Annotated in this window: 20 protein-coding genes and 1 riboswitch; of the genes, 5 read left to right on the top strand and 15 right to left on the bottom strand. The window is 71.6% G+C overall.

The window, feature by feature from the left end:
* Window positions 1–262: 262 nt before the first annotated feature.
* The 9 genes from ACZ3I3_RS09545 to ACZ3I3_RS09505 all read right to left on the bottom strand — a co-directional run bounded on the left by ACZ3I3_RS09545 (window position 263) and on the right by ACZ3I3_RS09505 (window position 8,795).
* The gene (locus ACZ3I3_RS09545) at window positions 263–943 is read right to left on the bottom strand and encodes a transglycosylase family protein (protein WP_467363862.1); all 681 of its coding nucleotides are present in this window, start codon (window positions 941–943) and stop codon (window positions 263–265) included.
* Window positions 944–947: 4 nt separating this feature from the next.
* Window positions 948–1,114: riboswitch (cyclic di-AMP (ydaO/yuaA leader) on the bottom strand.
* A 228-nt stretch (window positions 1,115–1,342) separates the two neighbouring features.
* Window positions 1,343–2,302 carry a transglycosylase family protein gene (locus ACZ3I3_RS09540; protein WP_467363860.1) on the bottom strand — a complete coding sequence of 320 codons (960 nt, stop codon included), beginning with the start codon at window positions 2,300–2,302 and terminating at the stop codon, window positions 1,343–1,345.
* A gap of 128 nt (window positions 2,303–2,430) precedes the next feature.
* On the bottom strand, window positions 2,431–3,729 hold the full coding sequence (locus tag ACZ3I3_RS09535; RefSeq protein ID WP_467363859.1) for a cytochrome P450 family protein: 1,299 nt from the start codon (window positions 3,727–3,729) through the stop codon (window positions 2,431–2,433).
* Window positions 3,730–4,136: 407 nt separating this feature from the next.
* Window positions 4,137–5,105: a nucleoside triphosphate pyrophosphohydrolase gene (locus tag ACZ3I3_RS09530; protein WP_467363857.1), complete on the bottom strand. Its 969-nt coding sequence runs from the start codon at window positions 5,103–5,105 to the stop codon at window positions 4,137–4,139.
* A gap of 86 nt (window positions 5,106–5,191) precedes the next feature.
* Window positions 5,192–5,839, bottom strand: coding sequence for a SurA N-terminal domain-containing protein (locus ACZ3I3_RS09525; protein WP_467363855.1), 648 nt, complete (start codon window positions 5,837–5,839; stop codon window positions 5,192–5,194).
* A gap of 232 nt (window positions 5,840–6,071) precedes the next feature.
* The gene (locus ACZ3I3_RS09520; protein WP_467363853.1) at window positions 6,072–6,812 is read right to left on the bottom strand and encodes a hypothetical protein; all 741 of its coding nucleotides are present in this window, start codon (window positions 6,810–6,812) and stop codon (window positions 6,072–6,074) included.
* Complete coding sequence (locus tag ACZ3I3_RS09515) at window positions 6,809–7,759, bottom strand: ABC transporter ATP-binding protein (RefSeq protein WP_467363852.1); 951 nt, start codon at window positions 7,757–7,759, stop codon at window positions 6,809–6,811. Before ACZ3I3_RS09515 ends, ACZ3I3_RS09520 begins: the two co-directional genes overlap by 4 nt.
* Before the next feature lie 14 nt (window positions 7,760–7,773).
* Window positions 7,774–8,073 carry a hypothetical protein gene (locus ACZ3I3_RS09510; RefSeq protein WP_467363850.1) on the bottom strand — a complete coding sequence of 100 codons (300 nt, stop codon included), beginning with the start codon at window positions 8,071–8,073 and terminating at the stop codon, window positions 7,774–7,776.
* A 272-nt stretch (window positions 8,074–8,345) separates the two neighbouring features.
* Window positions 8,346–8,795, bottom strand: a complete 450-nt coding sequence (locus tag ACZ3I3_RS09505; protein WP_467363848.1) for a hypothetical protein — start codon at window positions 8,793–8,795, stop codon at window positions 8,346–8,348.
* A 388-nt stretch (window positions 8,796–9,183) separates the two neighbouring features.
* Between ACZ3I3_RS09505 and ACZ3I3_RS09500 the strand changes: the two genes are divergently transcribed.
* Window positions 9,184–9,948: an AfsR/SARP family transcriptional regulator gene (locus ACZ3I3_RS09500; RefSeq protein WP_467363846.1), complete on the top strand. Its 765-nt coding sequence runs from the start codon at window positions 9,184–9,186 to the stop codon at window positions 9,946–9,948.
* A 36-nt stretch (window positions 9,949–9,984) separates the two neighbouring features.
* Here ACZ3I3_RS09500 and ACZ3I3_RS09495 read toward each other — a convergent pair whose 3' ends face one another.
* The 3 genes from ACZ3I3_RS09495 to ACZ3I3_RS09485 are packed head-to-tail and all read right to left on the bottom strand — an operon-like array spanning window position 9,985 to window position 12,789.
* Window positions 9,985–10,728, bottom strand: a complete 744-nt coding sequence (locus ACZ3I3_RS09495) for an N-acetyltransferase (protein ID WP_467363844.1) — start codon at window positions 10,726–10,728, stop codon at window positions 9,985–9,987.
* Between the two features lie 40 nt (window positions 10,729–10,768).
* Window positions 10,769–11,977, bottom strand: a complete 1,209-nt coding sequence (locus ACZ3I3_RS09490; RefSeq protein ID WP_467363843.1) for an MFS transporter — start codon at window positions 11,975–11,977, stop codon at window positions 10,769–10,771.
* Window positions 11,978–12,012: 35 nt separating this feature from the next.
* Complete coding sequence (locus ACZ3I3_RS09485; RefSeq protein ID WP_467363841.1) at window positions 12,013–12,789, bottom strand: HNH endonuclease family protein; 777 nt, start codon at window positions 12,787–12,789, stop codon at window positions 12,013–12,015.
* Between the two features lie 163 nt (window positions 12,790–12,952).
* Here ACZ3I3_RS09485 and ACZ3I3_RS09480 point away from each other — a divergent pair, with 163 nt between their 5' ends.
* The 3 genes from ACZ3I3_RS09480 (at window position 12,953) to ACZ3I3_RS09470 (ending at window position 14,423) form a co-directional block, all read left to right on the top strand.
* The gene (locus tag ACZ3I3_RS09480; RefSeq protein ID WP_397699951.1) at window positions 12,953–13,138 is read left to right on the top strand and encodes an antitoxin; all 186 of its coding nucleotides are present in this window, start codon (window positions 12,953–12,955) and stop codon (window positions 13,136–13,138) included.
* 113 nt (window positions 13,139–13,251) lie between these two features.
* Window positions 13,252–14,025 (top strand): SDR family NAD(P)-dependent oxidoreductase, encoded by a 774-nt coding sequence (locus tag ACZ3I3_RS09475; RefSeq protein ID WP_467363839.1) that lies wholly within the window; start codon window positions 13,252–13,254, stop codon window positions 14,023–14,025.
* A 26-nt stretch (window positions 14,026–14,051) separates the two neighbouring features.
* A complete protein-coding gene (locus ACZ3I3_RS09470) occupies window positions 14,052–14,423 on the top strand; it encodes a MerR family transcriptional regulator (protein ID WP_467364009.1) in 372 nt (123 codons plus the stop codon).
* A 13-nt stretch (window positions 14,424–14,436) separates the two neighbouring features.
* Here ACZ3I3_RS09470 and mfd read toward each other — a convergent pair whose 3' ends face one another.
* Window positions 14,437–17,994 (bottom strand): transcription-repair coupling factor, encoded by a 3,558-nt coding sequence (mfd, locus tag ACZ3I3_RS09465; RefSeq protein ID WP_467363837.1) that lies wholly within the window; start codon window positions 17,992–17,994, stop codon window positions 14,437–14,439.
* Window positions 17,995–18,246: 252 nt separating this feature from the next.
* Between mfd and ACZ3I3_RS09460 the strand changes: the two genes are divergently transcribed.
* The gene (locus ACZ3I3_RS09460) at window positions 18,247–19,692 is read left to right on the top strand and encodes a DUF2079 domain-containing protein (protein WP_467363835.1); all 1,446 of its coding nucleotides are present in this window, start codon (window positions 18,247–18,249) and stop codon (window positions 19,690–19,692) included.
* Between the two features lie 103 nt (window positions 19,693–19,795).
* On the opposite strand, the gene ACZ3I3_RS09455 is transcribed toward ACZ3I3_RS09460, so the two are convergent.
* Together ACZ3I3_RS09455 and ACZ3I3_RS09450 are read right to left on the bottom strand one after the other, a co-directional pair.
* Window positions 19,796–22,375 (bottom strand): ABC transporter permease, encoded by a 2,580-nt coding sequence (locus ACZ3I3_RS09455; protein WP_467363833.1) that lies wholly within the window; start codon window positions 22,373–22,375, stop codon window positions 19,796–19,798.
* Window positions 22,372–23,160, bottom strand: a complete 789-nt coding sequence (locus ACZ3I3_RS09450; protein ID WP_467363831.1) for an ABC transporter ATP-binding protein — start codon at window positions 23,158–23,160, stop codon at window positions 22,372–22,374. The genes ACZ3I3_RS09455 and ACZ3I3_RS09450 overlap by 4 nt, the downstream gene beginning before the upstream one ends.

Genomic DNA, 23,160 nt, shown 5'->3' with positions numbered 1-23,160 from the left:
ATGTGACGCGGGTACGCGGGCCGCGGGGACCCGGCGAGGCGCGGGCCGCGGTGGCTCGCGACATGAGCCTAACCGGCTCCGGGCGATCGGCCACCGGGTCGCCCACCCCATGGACAGAACCGAGAGTAAATTGTTTCCGAACGGAACAAAGCCGGTTCGCAAAGACCGGCAGAAAAGACCGGCAGAAAAAACCCCGCCCCGGTGCGCACGGGGGATGACGCACCGGGGCGGGGAGCCCGTGGGGACGGGGGTGGGCCGCTGCTTACTTCAGGTGCAGCTGCTGGCCCGGGTAGATCAGGTTGGCGTCCGTGATGATGTCCTTGTTCAGCTCGAACAGCTTCTCCCAGCCGCCCTCGACCTTCTCCTCGGTCGCGATGGAGCTGAGGGTGTCGCCCTTGACGACCTTGTACTCGCCGTCGCCCTTCTTGACCTTCTTGCCGGTCGGGGTGGTGACGGTCTTCTGGGTCTTCTGGGTCTGGGCCGGGCGCTCGTCGGAGCGGGAGGCCGGCTGCTGCTCGGTCTGGCGGGTCTCGGTGGAGCCGCTGCTCTGCTCGGAGCCGCCGCTGTAGCCGGCGCTCGACAGGCCCTTGCCGCAGACCGGCCAGGCACCCTTGCCCTGGCTCGCGAGGACCTTCTCGGCGATCTCGATCTGCTGGGACTTGGTGGCCTGGTCGGCGGTGGAGGCGTACTTCGTGCCGCCGTAGCCGGACCAGGTGGAGGCGGAGAACTGCAGACCGCCGTAGTAGCCGTTGCCGGTGTTGATGGACCAGTTGCCGCCGGACTCGCACTGGGCGACGGCGTCCCACTCGGAGGCGGTGGCGGCGGAGGCGTTGCCGGCCGCCATCAGCGGGGCGGCGACGGCGGCACCGGTGACACCGGCGATGGCGATGACCCGAGAGGCCTTGGACGGACGGCGGTGCGTGCCCTTGCCGGAAAACAGCATGGAGAGATCCCCTCACCGACGCCTACGAGGTGAGCTGTCGGGTTCGGGCCGGTTGAGTTGCCCGGCCGCGTCCCTCCCGGGACGCGGCTTCACCCCAAGCCCTTCCGGCACAACCGGCCGGTAGGGCACTTACCTTGGGTCCCCCGCTCCTGCCTACGGCGCTTGACGCGACGACTGTTCCCGTGCGGCCGCTGGCAGGATTCGGCGTTGCGGCAGCCGGGGCTCGTGGTGACGAGCGGTCATGACCGTAGACATGCGATCCGCGGAATTTCAAAGACGATCAGGGCTTCTGAGATCTATCTCTCACCGCACCGATAAGGGACATTAGCCGCGAACGGTGACGTGAACTCGCACGGTTTCGGGGTGACTTCCACCCCCGTTTCCGTACTGCCCCACCGGCTACCGCTCGTCCGCTTCGACCCCTACCGTGAGCTTCTGACCGGGGCGGATGAGGTTCGGGTCGGTGCCGACGGCCGTCTCGTTCCCGACGTAGAGCGCGCGCCATCCGCCGCTGACATCAAGAGAGTTCGCGATGGACCAGAGGCTGTCGCCGGGGCGGACGGTGTAGGAGCCGTCCGTCGCCTCCCGGGCGGCCTCGCCGTCGCGCGAGGCGTGCCGTCCGGCGGAGCCGGAGGAACGGCCGTCCTCGGCCTTGGCGTCCTCGTCGGCGCTGGGGCCGCGGTGGCGGCCGGAAGTGGTGTCGGACGGGGCTGAAGAGCGGTCGTCCTGTGGCGACTTGGCGGGCTCGTCACGCTCCGGAGTGGGCGACGGGGAGCTGCCGGGCTCCTGGTCCTGCGACTGATCCCGTGACTGGTCCTGCGACTGGTCCGGGGACTGCTCCTGCGACTGCTCCTGTGACTGCTCCGTCGAGGGATCGGCAGAATCAGGCGACTTGTCGGAGTTGGTGGTTTCGTCCGACTCGGAGGAGTCGAGCAGTCCGGGTGAGTCCGTCGGAGCGGACGAGTCGGACGTGTCCGAGCCCTTGTCCTGTTCGAGGCCGGAGAGCAGACCGCAGGTGCGCCAGGCGCCGACCCCCTGGTCGGCGAGGATTCTCTCGGCCACGGCTATCTGCTGGGAGCGGCTGGCCAGGTCGGCACTCGGGGCGTAGTCGAGGCCGCCGTGGTTCTCCCAGTCCTCCTGGGACAACTGGAGGCCGCCGAAGTATCCGTTGCCGCTGTTCTGGCTCCAGGCGCCGCCGGTCTCGCAGTCCGCGACCCGGTCCCAGGTCGTGCCGTCGGCCGCGCTGGCACCGGAGGCTCCGAGGAGCGGGATCGCGATGGCGGAGCCGGTGACCCCGGCCGCGACGAGGAGAGCCGGAGCCTGGCGGGGGCGACGGTGCCGACCGTTCCCGGAGAGCATACGGAGACCTTTCGCGAGACAGCAGTGACCGGCGCGGCGCAGGGTCCCCCGGGCCGCGCTGATGATGGGTGAACGTATCGGCAGACGATCACTTGTCACAAGTTCATGCCGCGCAGATCACGTGAAGATCACAGGTCTGACGGCGTGTCATGTTTAGCCGGTGAGAACTCCACCGGCAGCGTGCGCAGCCCGCGCATGATGAGGCCGCCGCGCCATCTCAGCTCGGCCGGATCCGCCGCCAGCCGCAGGTCCGGGAGGCGGGTGAGAAGCGTGGCGAGCGCGGTCTGGCCCTCCAGACGGGCGAGCGGGGCGCCGAGGCAGTAGTGGATGCCGTGGCCGTAACCGAGGTGCTGGTTGTCGCGGCGGGCGAGGTCGAGCACGTCCGGACCGGCGAACCGCTCCGGGTCCCGGTCCGCGGCGGCCAGGACGACGAGGACCGGGTCGCCGGGCGCGATCTGCTGCCCGCCGATGGTGAGGGGCTGGGTGGCGAACCGCCAGGTGGCGAGTTCGACGGGGCCGTCGAAGCGCAGGAGTTCCTCGACGCCGGTCTCCAGGAGGCCGGTCTCCCCGGCGGCGAGGGACGCCTGGAGGCGTGCGCGCTGCTCGGGGTGGGTGAGCAGGGCGTAGGTGCCGTTGCCGATCAGGTTCACGGTCGTTTCGAAGCCGGCGAACAGAAGGATGAAGGCCATGGCCGCGGCCTCGTTCTCCGTGAGGTGCTCACCGTGGTCGGAGGCGCGGATGAGGCCGGAGATGAGGTCCTCGCCGGGGGCGGGCTCGTCGGGCAGCGCCTCCCGCTTGCGGTGGATGAGGTCGGCGAGGTAGCCGCGCATCTTCTTCACGGACCGCGCCACGCCGCCCCTGGGCCCGCCCTGATGACGGATCATCATCCCCGCCCAGTCGCGGAAGTCGTCCTGGTCCTCGCGGGGGACGCCGAGCAGGTCGCAGATGGCGTAGATGGGGAGCGGGAACGCGAACTCGTGGATGAGGTCGGCGGACCCCTTCCGCGCGAACCCGTCGATGAGGGTGTCGGTGAGCTCCTGCACCCGCGGCGCGAACTCGGCGACCCGGCGGGGCGTGAACGCCTTGGAGACGAGCCGCCGCAGCCGGGTGTGGTCCGGCGGGTCGATGTTGAGCAGATGCGTCATCAGCTCGGCCTTGCGCTCGCCGGGGATCCCGGTCTTGCCCTTGGCGTGCGCGGGCTCGTCGTGATGCGCGGGGTTCTTGGAGAGCCGGTGGTCGGCGAGCGCTTGCTTGGCGTCTGCATACCGCGTGACCAGCCAGGCCTCCACGCCGCTGGGCAGCTTGGTCCGGTGCACGGGGGCGTGCTCGCGGAGCCAGGCGTAGGCGGGGTAGGGGTTGCTCGCGAACTCCCAGGTGAAGAGGTCGGGAGCGGCGGCCGGGGTGCTGGGCTGGGGCTGGTCGGTCACTCCCCGACGGTATCCGGCTCCCGCCCCCCTCCCCTCCCTCGGCCGGTCCCAGCGGTCCTCCGCCTCCCTGCCCGGCCCTGACCCGGCCGGTCTCAGCCGTTCTCCCCCCCTGTGCCCTGCCCCTGGCCGGTCTCAGCCACCCTTCGCCTCTTATGTCTGCGCCCGGCCGATCTCAGCGCTACTCCGCCCCTTGGGTCTGCCCCCGGCCGATCTCAGCCCTGCTCCGCCTCTTGTGTCTGCCCCCGGCCGATCTCAGCCCTGCTCCGCCCCTTGCGCCTGCCCGGCCGGTCTCAGCCCTGCTCCGCCCCTTGCGCCTGCCCCGGCCGATCTCAGCCCTGCTCCGCCTCTCGTGTCTGCCCCCGGCCGATCTCAGCCCTGCTCCGCCCCTTGCGCCTGCCCGGCCGGTCTCAGCCCTGCTCCGCTTCCCTGATCGCGTCCCGGTACGCGCGGGCCGCCGCTCGCAGGGCCGCCTCCGGGTCGACGCCCTCCGCCTCCGCGCGGACGGCCAGGGCCAGCAGGTCGTAGCCGAGGCCCTCCACCGGCGGGAGCGGTATGTCCAGGCCGGCGGTGCGGGCCCGGGACGCCAGCTTGGCGGCGAGGGCCAGGCCGGGCTGGCCGAGGGGGATGCCCTCGGTGATCGAGCTGCGCTGCTTCTCGACCGCCTTGGTGCGCAGCCAGTGCGCCTTGACCTCCTCGGGCGTGGTGGCCGTCTCGTCACCGAAGACATGTGGGTGGCGGTGGATCAGCTTGGCGACGATGCCGGCGGCGACGTCGTCGACGGAGAAGGGGCTCTCCAGGTCGTCCTCGGCGATCCTGGCGTGGAAGACGACCTGGAGGAGGACGTCACCGAGCTCCTCGCGCAGTTCGTCGCGGTCGCCCTCCTCGATCGCCTCGACGAGTTCGTACGCCTCTTCGATGCCGTACTTGGCCAGGCCCTTGTGCGTCTGCTGGGACGACCAGGGGCACTCGGCGCGTATGCGGTCCATGACCTGGACCAGATCGAGCAGGCGGGCGCCCGGGAGGTCGTAGGACGCGGGGAGCAGCTCCAGCTCGGGCATGGCGACGCGGCCGGTGCCGGCCAGGCGGGCCAGGCCGTCCGTCAGGGCCGGCTCGCCCTCGCCCGTCGCCACGACGACCAGCGTGCGGCCGCCGGCGCAGGCGTCGACCAGTTCCTCGGCCGTCGGGGACGCCTCGTCGACGGTGATCCCCGCCTCGCGCAGATACGGCAGCTGCGGGTGCGCGCCGTCCGCGCACAGCACCTGGTCGGCCGCGTGCAGCACCTGCCAGGCGGGCCAGGACAGCAGGCCGGGGGCGACACGGTGGCTGGTGGTGAGCAGGACGATGCGGCCGGGGGCCTCGGGGCTGTTGGCGTTCACGATTCGAAGCTATCCCACGCCGCCGACAACCCCGGAAGTCATCCACAGCCCCTGGACGGGCCCCCGGGACACCCGGGGCGGTGCTCCTACATGTTCTGCTGCGCCTGCGCCGCCGACACGTCCCGCACCCACGGCGTCTTCGCGTCGGCTCGGCTGCTCTTCTGGACGTCCCAGGTGCCGTAGCGCGGGTTGAGGTCGACGTTCAGGTCCTTGGAGGCCTCGGACAGGGCCTTCCAGAACTCGGGTCGGTTGGTGTCGGTGCCGAGCTTCTGAGCGAGCTTCTGGGCCTCCAGCTGGAGGCGGAGGTTCTCCTCCAGGCGCTGCGGCGGGATGCCGTACTGCTGGAGCCAGGTGGTCTCCAGCGCCTTGGCGCCGCCGGCCTGCTCCTCCAGGCCGGACCGCATCTCCTGGATCTCCCTGCGGCTGACGGTCACACCGGCGTCCTGGGCGGCGCGGTGCAGCACCCGGTCGAGGACCATGGTGTGCAGGGTGTCGCGGGTGAGCGTGCCGGTGCCTGCGATGGCCTGCTGGTACTGGGCGTCGTCCCGCACGGCCGCCCGCTGGGCCGCGCGTACCTCGCCGACCCGGTTCTCCAGCTGCGAGACGGTGATCCGCTGCCCGCCCACCACGGCCGCCGCGCCGGGATGCGCGTCGTTGCCGCAGGCGGTGAGAAGGGGTGCCGCGGCGGCGATCGCGGCGGTGAGGACGAGCGCGGTGCGACGGCGGCGGTGCAAGGAGACCTCCCGAGGAGATTGTGCGACGGTGCACAAGGTCTTGCGGTGATCGATGGTAGGCAGTGGCCAAGCTCTGGCCAACCCATTCGACCAACGATTCACCAGGACTTCCGGCACCGCCGCGCGGACCGGTCCGGGAGGGGAGCCGCGTCCGGGGGGTCTGCGGGGTCCCCTCCCGGGCTCTGGGTCTCCGGGTCTCCGGGCCTCGGGGCTCCGTTCCGGCCCCGTCCGGTCAGGGCTCCCTGCGTTCCTGGACCCGGATCGCCGCCGCCAGCAGCCCGGCGGCGAGGAGTGCGACGTAGAGGCCGGCCGCGTAGGGGCCGCCGGGGAACGGCGTCCCGCCGGGCTGGCCCTGGAAGTCGCTGAGCGCGATGAAGGGCAGCCAGGCACCGATGTCGACGCTGAGCAGCCATTCGCCCGTGGCGCCCAGCGCCGGCTCGGCCACCAGGGACCACACCAGTACGACCGCCACGGTCGCGCCCCCGCTCTTGAGCAACAGCCCGACCGCGAGTCCGATCACGGCGGTGATCGCGAACGCCACCGGCACCGTGAGGAGCTGGCGCCAGTCGAGTCCGGAGTGCGGGGCGAGCCGCGCGCCGGGCTCCGCCAGCGCGGCCACGGCGAGGCCACCGGCCATGAGGACCGCGCCGGCGAGTGCGGCGACCCCGGCGACGACGGCCGCCTTGCCCGTGAGCAGCCGCTGCCAGGACGGCACGGCCAGCCGGGAGGCCCAGATCGTGCCCGTGCGGAACTCCATGGTGGCCGAACGGGCGGCGAAGACCATGATGAGCAGCTGGGCGAAGGCCGGTCCCGTCAGGACGTCGGCGATGCCCGGCTCCTGTCCTTCCGCCGTCTCGCGCACCCCGAAGCCGCTCAGCGCGAGCGACACCGCGGCCGTGATGCCGAGGAACCACCACGTCGAGGTCAGGGACCGCAGTTTGTCGACTTCCGTCCGCAGTACGGCCGTGCTCATGCCCGGCTCCCTTCCACCGGCTGCTGCAGGGAGCCCCGGTACTCGACCGCATCGGCCGTGAGCTTCAGATAGGCGTCCTCGACCGTGCGGCGGCGCGGCGCCAGTTCGAACAGGGCCAGTCCGGCCCGGGCCGCCGCTCTGCCGATGTCCTCGCTGCTCATCCCGGAGACGAGCAGCGCCTCGGCGCGGTCGGGTGCCTCGACGACGCTCGCGCCGTGCTCCGCGACCAGGGCGCGCAGCCGCTCCGGCTCCTCGGCACGGACGAGCACCTCCTCCGTGGAGCTGAGCGAGGTGAGGTCCGAGACGGAACCCTGGGTGATCAGTTTCCCGCGCCCGATCATCACCACGTCGTCCGCCAACTGCGCCATCTCGGCGAGCAGATGGCTGGAGACGAAGACGGTGCGTCCCTCGGCCGCCAGTGCGCGCAGCAGTCCCCGCATCCAGGCGATGCCCTCGGGGTCGAGGCCGTTGGCGGGTTCGTCGAGGACGAGGACGCCCGGATCGCCCAGCAGCGCTCCCGCCAGCCCGAGGCGCTGTGCCATGCCGAGCGAGAACCCGCCGACCCGCTTGCCCGCCACGTCGGCGAGCCCGACCTGCGCGAGCACCTCGTCGACCCGCTGGAGGGGGATGCGGTTGCTGCGGGCCAGCCAGGTCAGATGGGCGTGGGCGGAGCGCTTGGGGTGAGCCCAGCGGGCGTCCATCAACGCGCCGACGACCCGGAGGGGTTCGGGGTGCTCGTGGTAGGCGCGCCCGCCGATGAGCGCGGTGCCGGCGTCGGGCCGGGTGAGACCCAGCAGCATGCGCAGGGTGGTGGTCTTGCCGGCCCCGTTCGGGCCGAGGAACCCCGTGACGGTTCCGGGGCTCACGGTGAAGGACAGGCCGTCGACGACGCGCTTCTTCGCGTACGTCTTGGCCAGCCCCGACACTTCGATCGTCGCCTTGGTCATGTTCCGAACCCGCCTCAGGCCACGATCAGTTGCCGCACCACGCCGAAGCTCGCGAGCAACAGGATGGCGACGACCCAGACGACCTTGCCGGGCGCGAGCCCGCGCCGGACGGCCTTGACGCACTCGGCGAGTCCGATCAGCGCGGCCAGGAGCCCGAGGCCGCCGATCACGGCCGCGGTGACGTACGCCCAGGTGTGCTCTCCCTGCCAGCGGAGCAGCAGCAGGGCCACAGCGAGCGGGACTACGGGCCAGGTGTCGCCGCGGACGGAGTCCGGGGCGTCCTGCCGCTGTGCCGGGAAGGATCCGTTGCTCATGTCTTCCTTGGTTTTCCTCGAGGGCTTGTCAAAGGGTCGGGTGTCGGGAAGGCGGGGTGCGGCCCGCGGAACCGGCTGGTTCCGCGGGCCGCACCGCCGGCCGGGTGACCGGCCGGAACCCTGACCGGTGGTGACGGCCGAGCGGAGCCCCCGCTCCCGCGGCCGCGCAGGTCACCGAGAGCCGGCCGGGCGTCCGGGTGCTGCGACGGTGGCTTCCCGACGCGTGTCCGGACGGGGAAACCCGCTGATCGGGCCCTCGGTCAGCAGGGTCCTCAGCTGACGAAGTCCTTCACGATGGTGTAGACCTCGTACACCGTGTAGCCGACCTCGATCGCCTTGCGGACCAGCCACGGCACGTACTTCTCGTACGCCTTCTTGAACGCGTTGTAGCCGCTCTTGGCCGCGGCCTTCAGCTTGTTCCAGGCGGTCGAGCCGAGGCCCTTCAGCTTGCCGATGAGCCAGCTGATGCGGCCCTGGGCGGCGAACTCGCCCGTCTCGGCGGCGGCCGAGGCGGTGGTCGAGCCCGTGGCGGTGTTGGTGGAGGCGGCCGGCGTGGCGATCCTCACCTCGGCGGCCGAGGAGACCGCGCGGTGGGTGTCGGCCGTCTGCACCTGGGCCACGGAGCGGGCCGGAGCCGGGGTCGCGGCGGTGGCGGCCGGCGCGCCGACACCGATGAGGGCACCGACGAGCACGGTGCTCGCGATGACGCGGTTCTTGTTCACGGAGTCCTCCATGAGTCAACTGGCAAGCCGTTACGGCCGGTTGGCCAACGGCTCGCACAGGCTCACAAGGCCCCGTCTCCGCGCTCACCCTGGTGCGCCCCCTGACGATCTCGGACATGGGCACATCATGCAGCGAAGGTGTCTCCCGGGTGTCTCCGCGCTGTTCCCGGTCCAGGTCAGCGCGGCCGGACCCGTCGACGGCCGGACGCGCCGGGAAATCACTTTCGGTCACCGCTGTCCCACGAGCGGTGGCCATATGGCTTGTTCTGTTCGACAGGCCGGTGTTAACTGTCTGGCGCGTGATCGGCAGGCTGACCTCTGCTCCATCACGCGCGGCCCGGTACTTACGAGGACAAGGGCCGGATACGGGGAAACACAGGGGGAACCTTTGCCATACGTATCTCCGTTCGGAGTGGCCTCCACCCACCCGGACAAGAGCAGGACCGAACCCACCGTGCTGCTGCGTCTGCTGGGTGACGACGGCATCCACCTCGCGGAACACGAATCCCACCGACTGCCGCCGCAGACCGCCGAACTGCTCGCCTATCTGGAACTGCGGGGCGGGCGCAGGGCCCGAAGACCGGCCCTCGTCGGCGCGCTCTGGCCCGGCCTGCCGGAGAGCGTCGGGCGGCGCAGACTCAGCCGCCTGTTGTGGCGGACGAACCGGAGCCTGCCCTGGGAACTGACGTACACCGAAGGCGAGACGGTGCATCTCACCGACGCGCTGACCAGCGACTGGAGGCTGGCGGAGGAGGCTCTGGAGCGCGTCACCCGGCCCGGCGCACCGCCCCGCGCGCGGGACCTGGAGATGCTGCGGCAGCCGCTGATGTCCGATGTGCGGTCGGCCTGGGCGGAGTTGCACCAGGCCGGCTGGGACGAGCGCAGGTTCCACGCGCTGCGGGAGGCCGGTCACAGTCTCCTGGCCGGCGGCCGTCCCCACGAGGCGGCGGAGACGGCGACGTTCCTGGTGTCCTGGGAGCCGCTCGACGAGCCCAGCCATCTGCTGCTCATGCGGGCGTTCGTGGAGCTCGGAGCCCCCAGCAGGGCCGCCGAGCTGTTCCGCGACCTACGGCGGCGGCTGCGCAGGGAGCTGGGCGTCGAGCCCGCTCCCGAACTCGCGGCGGTGGCGGGCCGGCCGGCCCACGGGTCGTAACGGGTCGTAGGGGAGCTCCGGGACGGGCCCGCCCGGTCACAGGGGATGCCGCATCCACACGTTGGGCTCGACGTACACCGCGTAGCCGCGCTCCGGTTCGCAGCGCACCGGCACCAGGGCACCGGGTACCTCGATGTCGCCCCGGGTGTCGAAGGGCAGCCCCGTCCAGCGGCGCCAGTCCGCCAGTGAGGCGGCCACCGTCATGGACGCCGGTGCCACGGAGTCGATGGTGGCACCGGCCCGGGCGTGGACCCGCAGCCACGGGTCCTGGGGCAGGCCGTCGGGGCGGACCCGGTGCGCGTACTCCTCGATGGGCGTGTGCGGTTCCAGGTGCTTGGCGTTGGGGCGGACCGGGGCGACGACCTCCCGGAAGCCGTGCGCCCGGGCGTTGTCGCGCATGGCCGAGAGCATCAGCGCGGACAGGCCGCGGCCCTGGGCGTGCGGGGCGACGGAGATCGAGATCGCGCTGACGGTGTCGGGGCGGACGCCGCGGCGCAGGTCGGAGAACGCCCACACGAGGACCGTGTCCCAGCCGTTCCCGGGCAGTCGGCCACGGCCCTCGGCCTTCAGGGCGAAGGGCACGCTGTAGCCGTTCGCGACGACCTCGCCCTGCTCGTCCTCGGCGAACAGGACGTACTCCGGGAGTTCGGCGGCGATCCGCGGGAAGTGCGCGGCGCCGACGAGGTCCTGGATCGTGAACTCCGGCCAGCTGTCCGCCATCCCGACGACCCGCTCCCGCATGTCCGGGCGGTCGGCGAGGCTCGATATCTTCGGCTGCATGTGATCACGGTAGGCGTGCGGGGGCACGGCCGGAACCGAATTACCGCGTGGGGACACGGTCCGCCACCTCCGAAGACCTGGCCTGCCGTGCGGCGACGACCATGACGACCGTGGCCAGCAGGGTGATGCCGGCGCCGACGTAGAGCGGTGAGGTGTAGCCCAGGCCCGCGGTGATGGCCAGGCCTCCGAGCCAGGCGCCGAGGGCGTTGCCGACGTTGGACGCGGACACGTTGGCGCTGGCGGCCAGTGCCGCACCGTGCGCGTGGTCGGTGACACGCGTGATCATCCCGGGCACACTGGCGAACCCCGTCACCCCCATCACGAACACCAGGACGACCGAGGCGGTCGCGCTGCCGGCGAACAGCCCGAACAGGGCCAGCGTGAGGGTGAGTCCGGACAGGGCGAGGACCAGGGCACGGTCACGGTCGCGGTCGGCCGCGCGCCCGCCGACCAGGTTCCCGACGACCAGTCCGACGCCGTAGACCATCAGCAGCCAGGCGACATCCGCCGGGGCGAAGCCGCTGACCTCGGTGAAGGTGTAGGCGATGTAGCTGAAGGCACCGAACATCCCGCCGTAGCCGAGCGCGGTGGCCGTCAGGGTCAGCCAGACCTGCCAGGAGCGGAAGGCCCGCATCTGCGCCCGCAGGCCGCTCGGCGGTACCGGTTCCCCATCGGCCGTCCCCGAGGGCGCAGGTGTCCGGCCCGCCCACGCGGGCACCAGCGCGGCGATCCCCGCCAGGGCGAGGACGCCGATCGCGGTGACCGCCCAGAACGCCGCCCGCCAGCCCCAGCGCTCACCGACCAGCGCGCCGAACGGCACGCCCAGCACGTTCGCGACCGTCAGCCCGGCGAACATGACCGCCACGGCCTGGGACTTCTTCTCCGGCACGACCAGACGGCGTGCGACCAGCGAGCCGATGCCGAAGAACGAACCGTGGCACAGCGCCGCGACGATCCGCCCGAGCAGCATCACCGGGTAGTTCGGCGCGACGGCCGACAGCAGGTTGCCGAGGACGAACAGGGCCACCAGGCCGACCAGGACGTGTTTGCGGGGCAGGCGTGCCGTCGCCGCGGTCAGCGCGATCGCTCCCACCGCGACACTCAGCGCGTATCCGGAGATCAGCCGGCCCGCGGCCGCCTCGGACACCGCGAAGCTCGACGCCACCTGCGGCAGCAGCCCGGCGATGAGGAACTCGGTCAGGCCGATGCCGAAGCCGCCGAGCGCCAGCGCGACAAGTCCGCTCGGCATCCGGGACGCTCCGGCCGGGCTCACCTCATCCGGTTTCAACTGCCGCACTGTTTCAGCATCATCCGCTTGTCCGCCGCCGTGACGGGAAGCTCGTACTTCAGCGACACCTGGGCGAAGCGCACCGCGTAGGCGCAGCGGATCCGCTTGTTCGGGGGCAGCCAGGACGCCGGACCGGAGTCGCCCTTGGAGCCGTTGGTCGGCCCGTCCACCGGGACGAGGTTGAGCGGGTCGTTCGCGATGGCCTCACGCTTGTCCTTCGTCCAGCGCGAGGCGCCCATCTGCCAGTCGTAGGACAGCGGCATGACGTGGTCGATCTGGACCTTCGTCGCACGGGACTTGGTCCACTCGATGACCTTGCCGGTGTACGGGTCGTGCAGGGTGAGTGCCATGACGACGCAGTCCGAGCCCGACCGGAAGCGGAGGTTCTCGCCGTCGCGCTTGAGGAGGTCGTTGCGCGAGTCGCACCCGTTGCGGGCGAAGGGGACGTCGGCCGGTGCCGAGTCCATCCAGGCATAGCCGAACTTGTCGCGTTCGTAGCCCGTCCTGGGCCCGCGCCCCTTCGTCTCCACCTTCTCGATGACGGCACGGGCCCGCGCCTTGTCCTCGGCGGAGGTGATCGCCGCCAGGCCCGGCTTCGTGCCGTCCGGGTTGTCCAGCGGGCTCACGGCCCGTCCGTCACCGGCCGTCGGGACGCCGGACCCCGAGGGTCCACCGCCGTCCGCGGGCGGGGTCAGGCCTTCACAGCCGGCCAGTGCCGGGCCGGCGAACATCATCGCGACGGCCAGTGCCGCCCCGCGCCTCAGACGCCTCACCGTGCGCCCCTCCCCTGCTTGCCTGTTCCGCCTCCGCACGGGCGGCGTGTGCCTGGACCCACCGTAGCGAGGAAGAGGTCCAGACCACATCGGCCCTAAACGGGCATTCCTCGCACGCCACGCGTATCGTCGGTTCTGAGCCATCTCCGGAGGGAGTTTCTGAATGGGCATCTTCGACAAGTTCAAGAGCCAGGCGCGGAACAAGGGCAAGCAAGGCTCCGACTCCGCGGAACAGAAGATGAACGAGAGGACCGGCGGCAAGTACGAGGACCAGATCGACGCCGGGCAGCAGCGGGTCGAGGGACAGCTCGGCATGGACCGCGACCGCGAACGGCCCGACCAGCAGTAAGGCCTCCGCCCTCAGAGGCCGTCCGCGGACAGACAGCTCCTGCGGGCGGCTTCGCTCGGCCGTGACACGTTCGCTTGACCTTGACACTGACGTCAGGGTCCGACGATCCCCGCATGGCATCCCCACACTCGAAGACCCCCTCGAAGACCCCGCGCACCGTGCTCGTCACCGGCGCCGGTACCGGCATCGGCCGGTCCACCGCCCGGGCGTTCGCCGACGAGGGCGCACAGGTCGTGGCGGTGGGCCGCCGCGCGGCGCCGCTCGCCGAGACCGCCGCCCACGACCCGGCCCGCATCAGCCCGCTCGTCGCCGACATCACGGCCGACGACGCTCCCGGACGCATCGTCCGTACGGCACTCGACCGGCACGGCCGCATCGACGTGCTCGTGAACAACGCGGGCATCCTCGACACCCAGTCCCTGCGCGCCTACACGCGTGCCGCCGTGGAGCCGCAGCTCGCGACGAACCTCCTCGCTCCCGTCCTGCTCACGCAGGCCGCGCTTGCGGCACTGGAGGACAGCCGTGGCGTGATCGTGAACGTGACGACGTCCGTCGGCCAGCGCGCCTGGCCGGGCAACTCCCTGTACGCGGCCGGGAAGGCGGCCTTGGAGGTGCTCACGCGCAGCTGGGCGGCCGAGCTCGCCCCGCTGGGGATCCGGGTCGCCGCCGTGGCGCCGGGAGCGATCGACACGCCGATCGGCGAGCACGCGGGGCACACCCCCGAGCAACAGGCCGCGATCCGCGCGTGGCAGCTCGCGCACACACCGCTCGGCCGCCTCGGACGCCCCGAGGAGGTGGCGTGGGCGATCACGCAACTGGCCTCGCCGCAGGCCTCGTTCGTCACCGGCGTGATCCTTCCGGTGGACGGCGGCGCGGTCGTCGCATGAGACTGACGCGCATGGCGGAACGACGCATGCGGATCGGCGAACTCGCCGAGGCGACCGGCACGACGCCGCGCGCCCTGCGCCACTACGAGCAGGCGGGGCTCATCACCTCCGAACGCGCCGCGAACGGCTATCGCCTGTACGACGCCGGTACGGCCGTCCGCGTCCGCAACGTCCGCCGTCTGCTGGACGTGGGTCTGACGCTCGACGACGTACGCGTGTTCCTGCCGTGCCTGGACGGCGACGTCACGGCCGGGCCCGCCTCCGCGGAGGCGCTCCGGGTCGCCGCCGGCCGTCTCGCGGTGCTGGACGCGCGCATCGCCGCGCAGGCCGAGGTCCGCGACCGGCTGGCGGCGGCCCTGCGCGAGGCCACCGGCGCACGCGTACGACCGGTGGCCTGACACCGCGTCAGCGTCAGGAGCCCAGGACCGACGTCAGGAACTCCCCGACCCACGCCAGCAGGTCACGCCCGACCAGCGGCTTCCCGCCGACCTTCGCCGTCTTCGGGCGCGGCACCAGCACCTGGTGCGCGGCCGGCTTGATGACGACGCCGGGGTACAGCCGCTTGACCCGCAGCTCCTGCGACTCGCGCAACTCCACGGGCGCGAAGCGGATGTTGGTGCCCTGGAGCACGATCTCGCCGACGCCGCACGCCCGCGCGAGCATCCGCAGACCGGCCACGAGCAGCAGGTTCTCCACCGGCTCGGGCAACTTGCCGTAGCGGTCGACGAGTTCCTCGCGTACGGCCTTGACGTCCTCCTCCGTGTTGGCGGAGGCGATGGCGCGGTACGCCTGGAGCCGGAGCCGCTCGCCGGGCGCGTAGTCGTGCGGGACGTGCGCGTCGACGGGCAGCTCGATCTTGACCTCGAGCGGCGGTTCTTCCTCGATCTCGCCGGTCTCCAGCTGGCGCCGGTAGTCGGCGACGGCCTCACCGACCATCCGCACGTACAGGTCGAAGCCGACGCCCGCGATGTGGCCGGACTGCTCGCCTCCGAGCAGGTTGCCCGCGCCGCGGATCTCCAGGTCCTTCATCGCCACGTACATGCCGGCGCCCATCTCCGTGTGCTGGGCGATGGTCGCGAGCCGCTCGTGCGCGGTCTCGGTCAGCGGCTTCTCCGGCGGGTAGAGGAAGTACGCGTACCCGCGCTCGCGGCCACGGCCCACCCGGCCGCGCAGCTGGTGCAGCTGGGACAGGCCGAAGGTGTCGCCGCGCTCCACGATGAGGGTGTTGGCGTTGGAGATGTCGATGCCGGACTCCACGATGGTCGTGGACACCAGCACGTCGAACTTCTTCTCCCAGAAGTCGACGACGACCTGCTCCAGCGCCTGCTCGGACATCTGGCCGTGGGCGGTGGCGATGCGCGCCTCGGGGACGATCTCGCGCAGCCGGGCGGCGGCCCGGTCGATCGACTCGACGCGGTTGTGGATGTAGAAGACCTGGCCCTCGCGCAGCAGCTCGCGGCGGATGGCGGCGCCGATCTGCTTCTCCTCGTAGGGGCCGACGAAGGTCAGCACCGGGTGCCGCTCCTCCGGCGGCGTCGTGATCGTGGACATCTCGCGGATGCCGGTCACCGCCATCTCCAGCGTCCTGGGGATCGGCGTGGCGGACATGGTCAGCACGTCGACGTTGGCGCGGAGCTTCTTCAGCTGCTCCTTGTGCTCGACGCCGAAGCGCTGCTCCTCGTCGACGATGACCAGGCCCAGGTCCTTGAACTTGGTCTCCGAGGAGAACAGGCGGTGGGTGCCGATGACGATGTCCACCGAGCCCTCGCGCAGGCCTTCCAGGACCGCCTTGGCCTCCGTGTCGGTCTGGAAGCGGGACAGCGCCTTCACGCTCACGGGGAACTGCGCGTACCGCTCGCTGAACGTCCCGAAGTGCTGCTGGACCAGCAGGGTCGTGGGCACCAGGACGGCGACCTGCTTGCCGTCCTGGACGGCCTTGAAGGCGGCCCGGACGGCGATCTCGGTCTTGCCGTAGCCGACGTCGCCGCAGACCAGGCGGTCCATCGGGACCGACTTCTCCATGTCCTCCTTGACCTCGGCGATGGTGGTGAGCTGGTCGGGCGTCTCCGCGTAGGGGAAGGCGTCCTCCAGCTCGCGCTGCCAGGGGGTGTCCGATCCGAAGGCGTGGCCGGGGGCCGCCATGCGGGCGCTGTAGAGCTTGATCAGGTCGGCCGCGATCTCCTTGACGGCCTTCTTGGCGCGGGCCTTCGTCTTCGTCCAGTCGGCGCCGCCGAGGCGGTGCAGGGTGGGGGCCTCGCCGCCGACGTACTTGGTGATCTGCTCCAGCTGGTCGGTGGGGATGTACAGGCGGTCGCCGGGCTGGCCGCGCTTGGCGGGGGCGTACTCGACGACCAGGTACTCGCGGGTCGCGCCCTGCACGGTGCGCTGCACCATCTCGATGTAGCGGCCGACGCCGTGCTGCTCGTGGACGATGTAGTCGCCCGGCTCCAGGGTGAGCGGGTCGATGGTCTTGCGGCGGCGGGCCGGCATCCGGGCGCCCTCGCGGCCCGCCGCCCGCTGACCGGTCAGGTCCGTCTCGGTCAGGACGGCGAGTCTGAGGGCCGGGTCGACGAAGCCGTGCTCGATCGAGCCGCACGCCACGTGCACGACCGACGGGGAGATCTCGGCCAGGTCGGCGTCGTGACGGGCGGCGATGCCCTCGCCGCCCAGCACCTCGACCGTACGGGCCGCCGGGCCGTGCGCCTCGGTGACGAACACCGTGCGCCAGCCGTCGGCGAGCCAGCCCTTGGTGTCGGCGAGGGCCTTGGCGGTGTCGCCGCGGTAGGTCTCCGGGGCGTGCATGCCGAGCTTGAGGGTGTCGCCCGCCGCGTCAGCGGCATATGTCTCCGTGAGCTCTTCGTCGGCGGCGAACGGCGACACCGACCACCACATCATGTCCAGCTCGCGGGCCCGGTCCCGGACGTCGGCGATGGACCACAGGGAGGCCGCGCCGACGTCGATGGGCGCCTCGCCGCCGCCGGCGGTGGCCGCCCAGGAGGCCTGGAGGAACTCCTGCGACGTGGCCACCAGGTCCGACGCGCGCGTGCGGACCCGCTCCGGGTCGCACACGACGGCCATGGAGCCCTTGGGCAGCACGTCGAGCAGCAGCTCCATGTCGTCGACGAGGACCGGCGCGAGGGACTCCATGCCCTCCACCGCGATCCCCTCGGCGATCTTGCCGAGCAGTTCGCCGAGCTCGGGGTGCTCCTCGGCCAGGGCACGCGCCCGCGCGCGGACGTCCTCGGTGAGCAGCAGCTCGCGGCACGGCGGCGCCCACAGGCCGTGCTCGGCGACTTCGAGCGAGCGCTGGTCGGCGACCTTGAAGTAGCGGATCTCCTCGACGTCGTCGCCCCAGAACTCGACGCGCAGGGGGTGTTCCTCGGTGGGCGGGAACACGTCGAGGATGCCGCCGCGCACGGCGAACTCGCCGCGCTTCTCCACGAGCTCCACGCGCGCGTACGCGGCGGCCGCGAGGGCCTCGACGATCTCGTTCAGGTCGGCGGTCTGGCCCGTCCTCAGGGCGACCGGCTCCAGGTCGCCGAGGCCCTTGACCTGCGGCTGGAGCACGGACCGCACGGGCGCGACGACGACGGAGACCGGGCCGGTCTCGGGGTCGTCGGAGCGGGGGTGGGCCAGGCGGCGCAGCACGGCCAGGCGGCGGCCGACGGTGTCGCTGCGGGGGCTGAGCCGCTCGTGCGGGAGCGTCTCCCAGGAGGGGTACTCCACGATCCCCTCTGGCGGGAGGAGGGAGCGCAGGGCCGCGGCCAGGTCCTCCGCCTCACGGCCCGTCGCCGTCACCGCCAGCACCGGGCGGCCCGTGTCGCGGGCCAGGGCGGCGACCGCGAAGGGGCGGGCCGCAGGGGGGCCGACCAGGTCGACATGCATGCGGTTGCCGTCTGCGGCCGCGTTGATCGCTTCCGCGAGGGCGGCGTCCTTGGTTACGGCGTCGAGCAGACCGTGCAGGCTCATTCGGGGATTTTTCCGTCCAGGGGTGGGCAACACGACGGGCCCGACGCGCGCTGCGGGCCGGGGGTCTCCAGCGTACGACGATGCGCGGCCACGCGGCGGGGCTGTGGACAACCCCTCTCCCGGTCGGGCGAGTGCGGCCGGTCAAGTGGGAATCAGCCGCCCAACCTTCACAACATCACCCCCACCCGTTGATTTCGCCACGGCATGATCGGTCCGGTCCCCCGAGCGGTACCCCCACCCGTAAGGCACGGCATGCCCGCGTCCACCCTCCGGGCCTCAGAGCCCCAGCCCCACCCCCACATACCGACGCCGGTCGGCCTGCCCCGCGACGATCCGCCCCCGGACCGCGCGCGGTGGGACCCGTGGATCCTCGCCGCCGCCCTCTGCGCCGCCTACGCGGCCGTCTCCGTCGGCCGTTACCGGCACATGACGACCCTCTCCTGGGACCTGGGCATCTTCGAGCAGGTCGTGCGGGCGTACGCGCATCTGCGGGCGCCGGTGGCCGACCTCAAGGGGCCGGGGTTCGACATCCTGGGTGACCACTTCAGCCCCGTGACGGCCCTGCTCGCGCCGGTGTACCGGCTGTTTCCCTCGCCGGTCACGCTGCTGGTCGCGCAGGCCGCGCTGTTCGCCCTGTCCGCCGTACCCGTCACCCGCGCCGCCGCCCGGCTCCTCGGCCGGCGCCGCGGTCTGGCGCTCGGTCTCGCCTACGGACTGTCCTGGGGCGTCCAGCGCGCCGTCGACTTCGACTTCCACGAGATCTGCTTCGCCGTGCCGCTGATCGCCTTCTCCCTGGAGGCCCTGCTCGCGGAGCGCCGGCGCGCGGCCCTGTACTGGGCGCTTCCCCTGGTGCTCGTGAAGGAGGACCTGGGGCTGACACTGGCCGCCATCGCGCTCGTCGTCGCGTGGCGGGCGCGCGGCTCGTCGCCCCGGACGGCGGCGTACGCGCTCGGTGCCGCGGTGTTCGGCCTGGCGGCTACGGTGCTCGTCCTCACGGTGGTGATCCCGGCGTTCAACACGTCCGGGACCTACGACTACTGGAACAAGGTCAGCGAGTCGGGCAGTCCCCTCGACGGCCTCGGCACCAAGCTGCGCACCCTCGCCTGGCTGCTGGTCCCCACCACCGGACTGCTCGCCCTGCGTTCCCCGCTGCTGCTGGTGGCCCTGCCGACGCTCGGCTGGCGCTTTCTGTCCGGTGACGAGCACTACTGGGGCACCGACTGGCACTACAGCGCGGTCCTGATGCCGGTCGTCTTCCTCGCCCTGGCCGACGCCCTCGCGACCGCGCGCACGAACCCCCGTCCGTGGCTGAGGTCGTACGCCGCCCAGCTGCCGGCCGCCGTCGCCGCGGCGGCTCTGGCGCTGACCACCTCGCTGCCGCTGGCGCAGCTCGCGGAGGCCGAGGTCTACCGCAAGCCCGCCCCGGTGTCCGGTGTCGAGCGGCTCCTGGCCCGCATCCCCGACGGCGCCACCGTCGAGGCCAATGTCGGCCCGATCAGCCGCCTGACCTCGCGCTGCCGCGTCCTGTGGCTCGGCGGCACCCAGGGCATCACGCCGGCGTACATCGCCCTGGAGAACATCGACGGCAGGTACCGCGACCCCGTGGGCTACGCCCGGCGGCTGCACCCCGGCGCCGATTACGCCGTCACGGGCAAGGCCAACGGGTACGTCCTCCTGGAGCGCGTGGCGGCGGGCTGACGCCGGGTGCCGGCACCCGGTCGCGCACGGGCCCGCCCCGGAGGCGAAAACCTCCGGGGCGGGCCCGTCCTCCGCAACCCCCGTGTGCGGTGGTCTTGGCCGGCTATTCGGTCGCGATGGCGTTCAGGACGTTCATCCGGCCCGCCCGGAACGCGGGGACGAGCGCCGCGAACAGTCCCACGAACGCCGAGCTGATGAAGACGCCGATGATCGTCGGCCAGGGGATCTCCAGGACTCCCAGGCCCTCCAGGGCGAGGAGCTGCTGTGCGGTGGCGCCCCAGCCCATGCCCAGTCCGAGGCCCAGCAGGGCGCCGAAGAGGGCGATGACGACCGACTCCATGCGGATCATGCGGCGCAGCTGCCGGCGGGAGAGGCCGATCGCCCGCATCAGGCCGATCTCCCGGGTGCGCTCCACCACCGACAGGGCCAGGGTGTTCACCACGCCCAGGATGGCGACGATGATCGCCAGGGCCAGCAGGCCGTAGATCATGTTGAGCAGCTGGCCGATCTGGTCCTTCAGCGCATCCTTGTAGTCGGTCTGGTCGCGCACGGTGTACTGCGGGTAGTCGTGCAGCGCCGACTTCAGGGACTTGTAGGCGGCGTCCTGCTGCCCCTCCTTGGCGCTGGCGAAGAGCATCTCGTCCAGCGGCATCTTGTCGGCCGGGACGTACTTGGCCATCGTGGCGATGGACGTGTACATCGCGCCCGCGTCGATCACGACGTCGCTGCTGGTGATCGCCCGGACCGTCAGGTCGGCCGTGGCGCCGTCCTTGAAGGCGACCTTGATCTTGGAGCCGAGGCTGATGCCGTGGTCCTTGGCGAACTTCTCGTGGACGGACATCGAGTCGGGCTTGTAGGCGTCGGGCAGCTTGCCGGCGACCGTCTCGGTGCGCAGGTCGGTCGCGTACGACGGGTCGGCCGCCGTGATCGCCGTGTCCTTGAGCGTCTTGCCGTCGGGGGTGGTGAAGTCGGCCTTGGTCCACTTGTACTCGGTGACCCGCTCCACGCCGGAGGCCGACTTCGCGGCCTTGACGGCCTGCGGGGTGACCAGCTGGCCGCTGTCGGACTGGATGATGAAGTCCGTGCCGACGGTCTTGTCGAGCTGGTCGGTGGCGGACGCCACCATGGAGGAGCCGACCACGGACAGGCACGCCACCAGGGCGAGGCCGATCATCAGGGCGGCGCCCGTCGCGCCGGTGCGGCGCGGGTTGCGCAGGGCGTTGCGCTCGGCCATGCGGCCGACGGGGCCGAACATCCGCAGCAGGACGGCGCCGAGGACCCGGACCACGCCGCCGGCGAGCAGCGGGCCGATGACGACGAAGCCGATCAGCGACAGCACCACGCCGAGGCCGAGCCACAGCGAGCCCTCGGTGGCCTTGTCGGCCTGCGCCGTCAGGTACAGGGCGACGGCGCCGGCACCGGTGAGGACCGTGCCGATCACACCGCGGATCCAGCCTGCCCGGGCGTCCGCGGGGGCTCCCGCGTCGCGCAGTGCGGCCATCGGGGAGATCTTGCCGGCGCGCCGGGCGGGCAGGTAGGCGGCCAGGACGGTGACGACGACACCGAGGACGAGGCCGACCACGGGGGTCGTCCAGGCCACCGTCAGGTCGTCGGTGGACAGCTCCATGCCCATCTGGCCCATGAGCTTCATCAGGCCGACGGCGAGGCCGACGCCCGCGCCGACGCCGAGCGCCGATCCGACGACGCCGAGCAGCAGCGCCTCGGCCAGCACGGAGCGGTTGACCTGCTTGCGGGATGAGCCGATCGCCCGCATCAGGCCGATCTCGCGGGTGCGCTGGGCGACCAGCATGGAGAAGGTGTTGATGATCAGGAAGATGCCGACGAGGAAGGCGATCCCGGCGAAGCCGAGCATCGCGTACTTCATGACGTTCATGAAGCCCTCGACGTCCTTCTGGTTGGCGTCGGCGGTCTCCTTGGCGGTCTTCACCTGGAAGCCGGCGCCCAGCTCGGCCGAGACGTTCTTCTTCAGCTGCGCGTCGCTGACGCCGGCGGCCGCGGTGACGTTGACGTTGGTGTAGACGCCGCTCTCACCGACCAGGGTCTGCTGGGCGGTCTTGGTGTCGAGGTAGAAGATCGCCGCGCCGGGGTTGGTGACGGTGAAGTCGGCGATGCCGGAGATCTTCGCGGTGTGGTTGCCGACGGCGCTGAGCACGCCGATCTCGTCGCCGAGCTTCAGGTCGTGCTTGTCGGCGGTGTCGGCGTCGACCATGATCTGGTCGGCGCTCTTGGGCGCCGCACCGGAGGCGATCTTCATGGTGCGGGCCTCGTTGGCGTTCCAGCTGCCGACGATGGTCGGGCCGCCGCTGGTGGGCGACAGGCTGTCCTTGTCGGCGTCGACGACGGTCACCGAGGTGGAGAACACCGCGCCCTCGGCGGACTTCACGCCCTGCGCCTTGCGGACCTCGCCGAGCACGGAGGCCGGCATGACCGGCGGCTTGCCGTTGTCGGCGGTGGTCTCACCGCTGTCGGAGGCGCCCTTGGCGCTCACCGTCACGTCCGAGGAGGTGGCCGCGAAGAGCTTGTCGAACGTCGTGGACATGGTGTCCGTGAAGACGAGCGTGCCGCAGACGAAGGCCACCGACAGCAGGACGGCGACCGCGGAGAGCGCCATCCGCCCCTTGTGCGCGAAGAAGTTGCGCATCGAGGTCTTCATGACGGTCATGACGTGCGCCCCCGGGCGTCGAAGTCCTTCATGCGGTCGAGGACGGCCTCCGCGGTCGGCTTGTACATCTCGTCGACGATGCGGCCGTCGGCGAGGTACAGCACGCGGTCCGCGTAACTGGCGGCGACCGGGTCGTGGGTGACCATCACGATGGTCTGGCCCAGCTCGTCCACGGACTGCCGCAGGAAGCCGAGCACCTCGGCGCCGGCGCGCGAGTCGAGGTTTCCGGTCGGCTCGTCCCCGAAGATGATCTCGGGCCGGGCGGCGAGCGCCCGCGCCACGGCGACGCGCTGCTGCTGGCCGCCGGACAGCTGGGTGGGCCGGTGCTTGAGCCGGTCGGCGAGCCCGACGGTCTCCACCACCCGCGCCAGCCACTGCTTGTCCGGCTTGCGGCCCGCGATGTCCATGGGCAGCGTGATGTTCTCTATGGCGTTGAGCGTCGGCAGCAGGTTGAACGCCTGGAAGATGAACCCGATCCGGTCCCGGCGCAGTTGCGTGAGCTTCTTGTCCTTCAGGCCGGTGATCTCGGTCTCGTCGAGGTAGATCTGGCCGCCGGTGACGGTGTCGAGCCCGGCGAGGCAGTGCATGAGCGTGGACTTGCCGGACCCCGAGGGGCCCATGATCGCGGTGAACTGGCCGCGTGCGATGTCCACGTCGACGTGGTCGAGCGCGACGACGCGGGTCTCACCGGTCCCGTACGCCTTCACGACCTGCCGCGCCCGCGCGGCAACGGCCGTACGCTCTCCAGTACCCCCGTGCCTGGGAATGGTCACAGCCGAAGTCAC

The organism is Streptomyces sp. NPDC016851, from assembly GCF_055562795.1.
The sequence above is the reverse complement of the archived record's forward strand: the minus strand, read 5'-3'. Positions and strand labels throughout refer to the sequence as shown.

Coding starts and splice junctions, on each gene's coding strand:
- ACZ3I3_RS09545 (WP_467363862.1), bottom strand. CDS start 943: ATGCTGTTTTCCGGCAAGGGCACGCACCGCCGTCCGTCCAAGGCCTCT.
- ACZ3I3_RS09540 (WP_467363860.1), bottom strand. CDS start 2,302: ATGCTCTCCGGGAACGGTCGGCACCGTCGCCCCCGCCAGGCTCCGGCT.
- ACZ3I3_RS09520 (WP_467363853.1), bottom strand. CDS start 6,812: ATGAGCACGGCCGTACTGCGGACGGAAGTCGACAAACTGCGGTCCCTG.
- ACZ3I3_RS09515 (WP_467363852.1), bottom strand. CDS start 7,759: ATGACCAAGGCGACGATCGAAGTGTCGGGGCTGGCCAAGACGTACGCG.
- ACZ3I3_RS09510 (WP_467363850.1), bottom strand. CDS start 8,073: ATGAGCAACGGATCCTTCCCGGCACAGCGGCAGGACGCCCCGGACTCC.
- ACZ3I3_RS09495 (WP_467363844.1), bottom strand. CDS start 10,728: ATGCAGCCGAAGATATCGAGCCTCGCCGACCGCCCGGACATGCGGGAG.
- ACZ3I3_RS09490 (WP_467363843.1), bottom strand. CDS start 11,977: ATGCCGAGCGGACTTGTCGCGCTGGCGCTCGGCGGCTTCGGCATCGGC.
- ACZ3I3_RS09480 (WP_397699951.1), top strand. CDS start 12,953: ATGGGCATCTTCGACAAGTTCAAGAGCCAGGCGCGGAACAAGGGCAAG.
- ACZ3I3_RS09475 (WP_467363839.1), top strand. CDS start 13,252: ATGGCATCCCCACACTCGAAGACCCCCTCGAAGACCCCGCGCACCGTG.
- ACZ3I3_RS09470 (WP_467364009.1), top strand. CDS start 14,052: ATGCGGATCGGCGAACTCGCCGAGGCGACCGGCACGACGCCGCGCGCC.
- mfd (WP_467363837.1), bottom strand. CDS start 17,994: ATGAGCCTGCACGGTCTGCTCGACGCCGTAACCAAGGACGCCGCCCTC.
- ACZ3I3_RS09460 (WP_467363835.1), top strand. CDS start 18,247: ATGCCCGCGTCCACCCTCCGGGCCTCAGAGCCCCAGCCCCACCCCCAC.
- ACZ3I3_RS09455 (WP_467363833.1), bottom strand. CDS start 22,375: ATGACCGTCATGAAGACCTCGATGCGCAACTTCTTCGCGCACAAGGGG.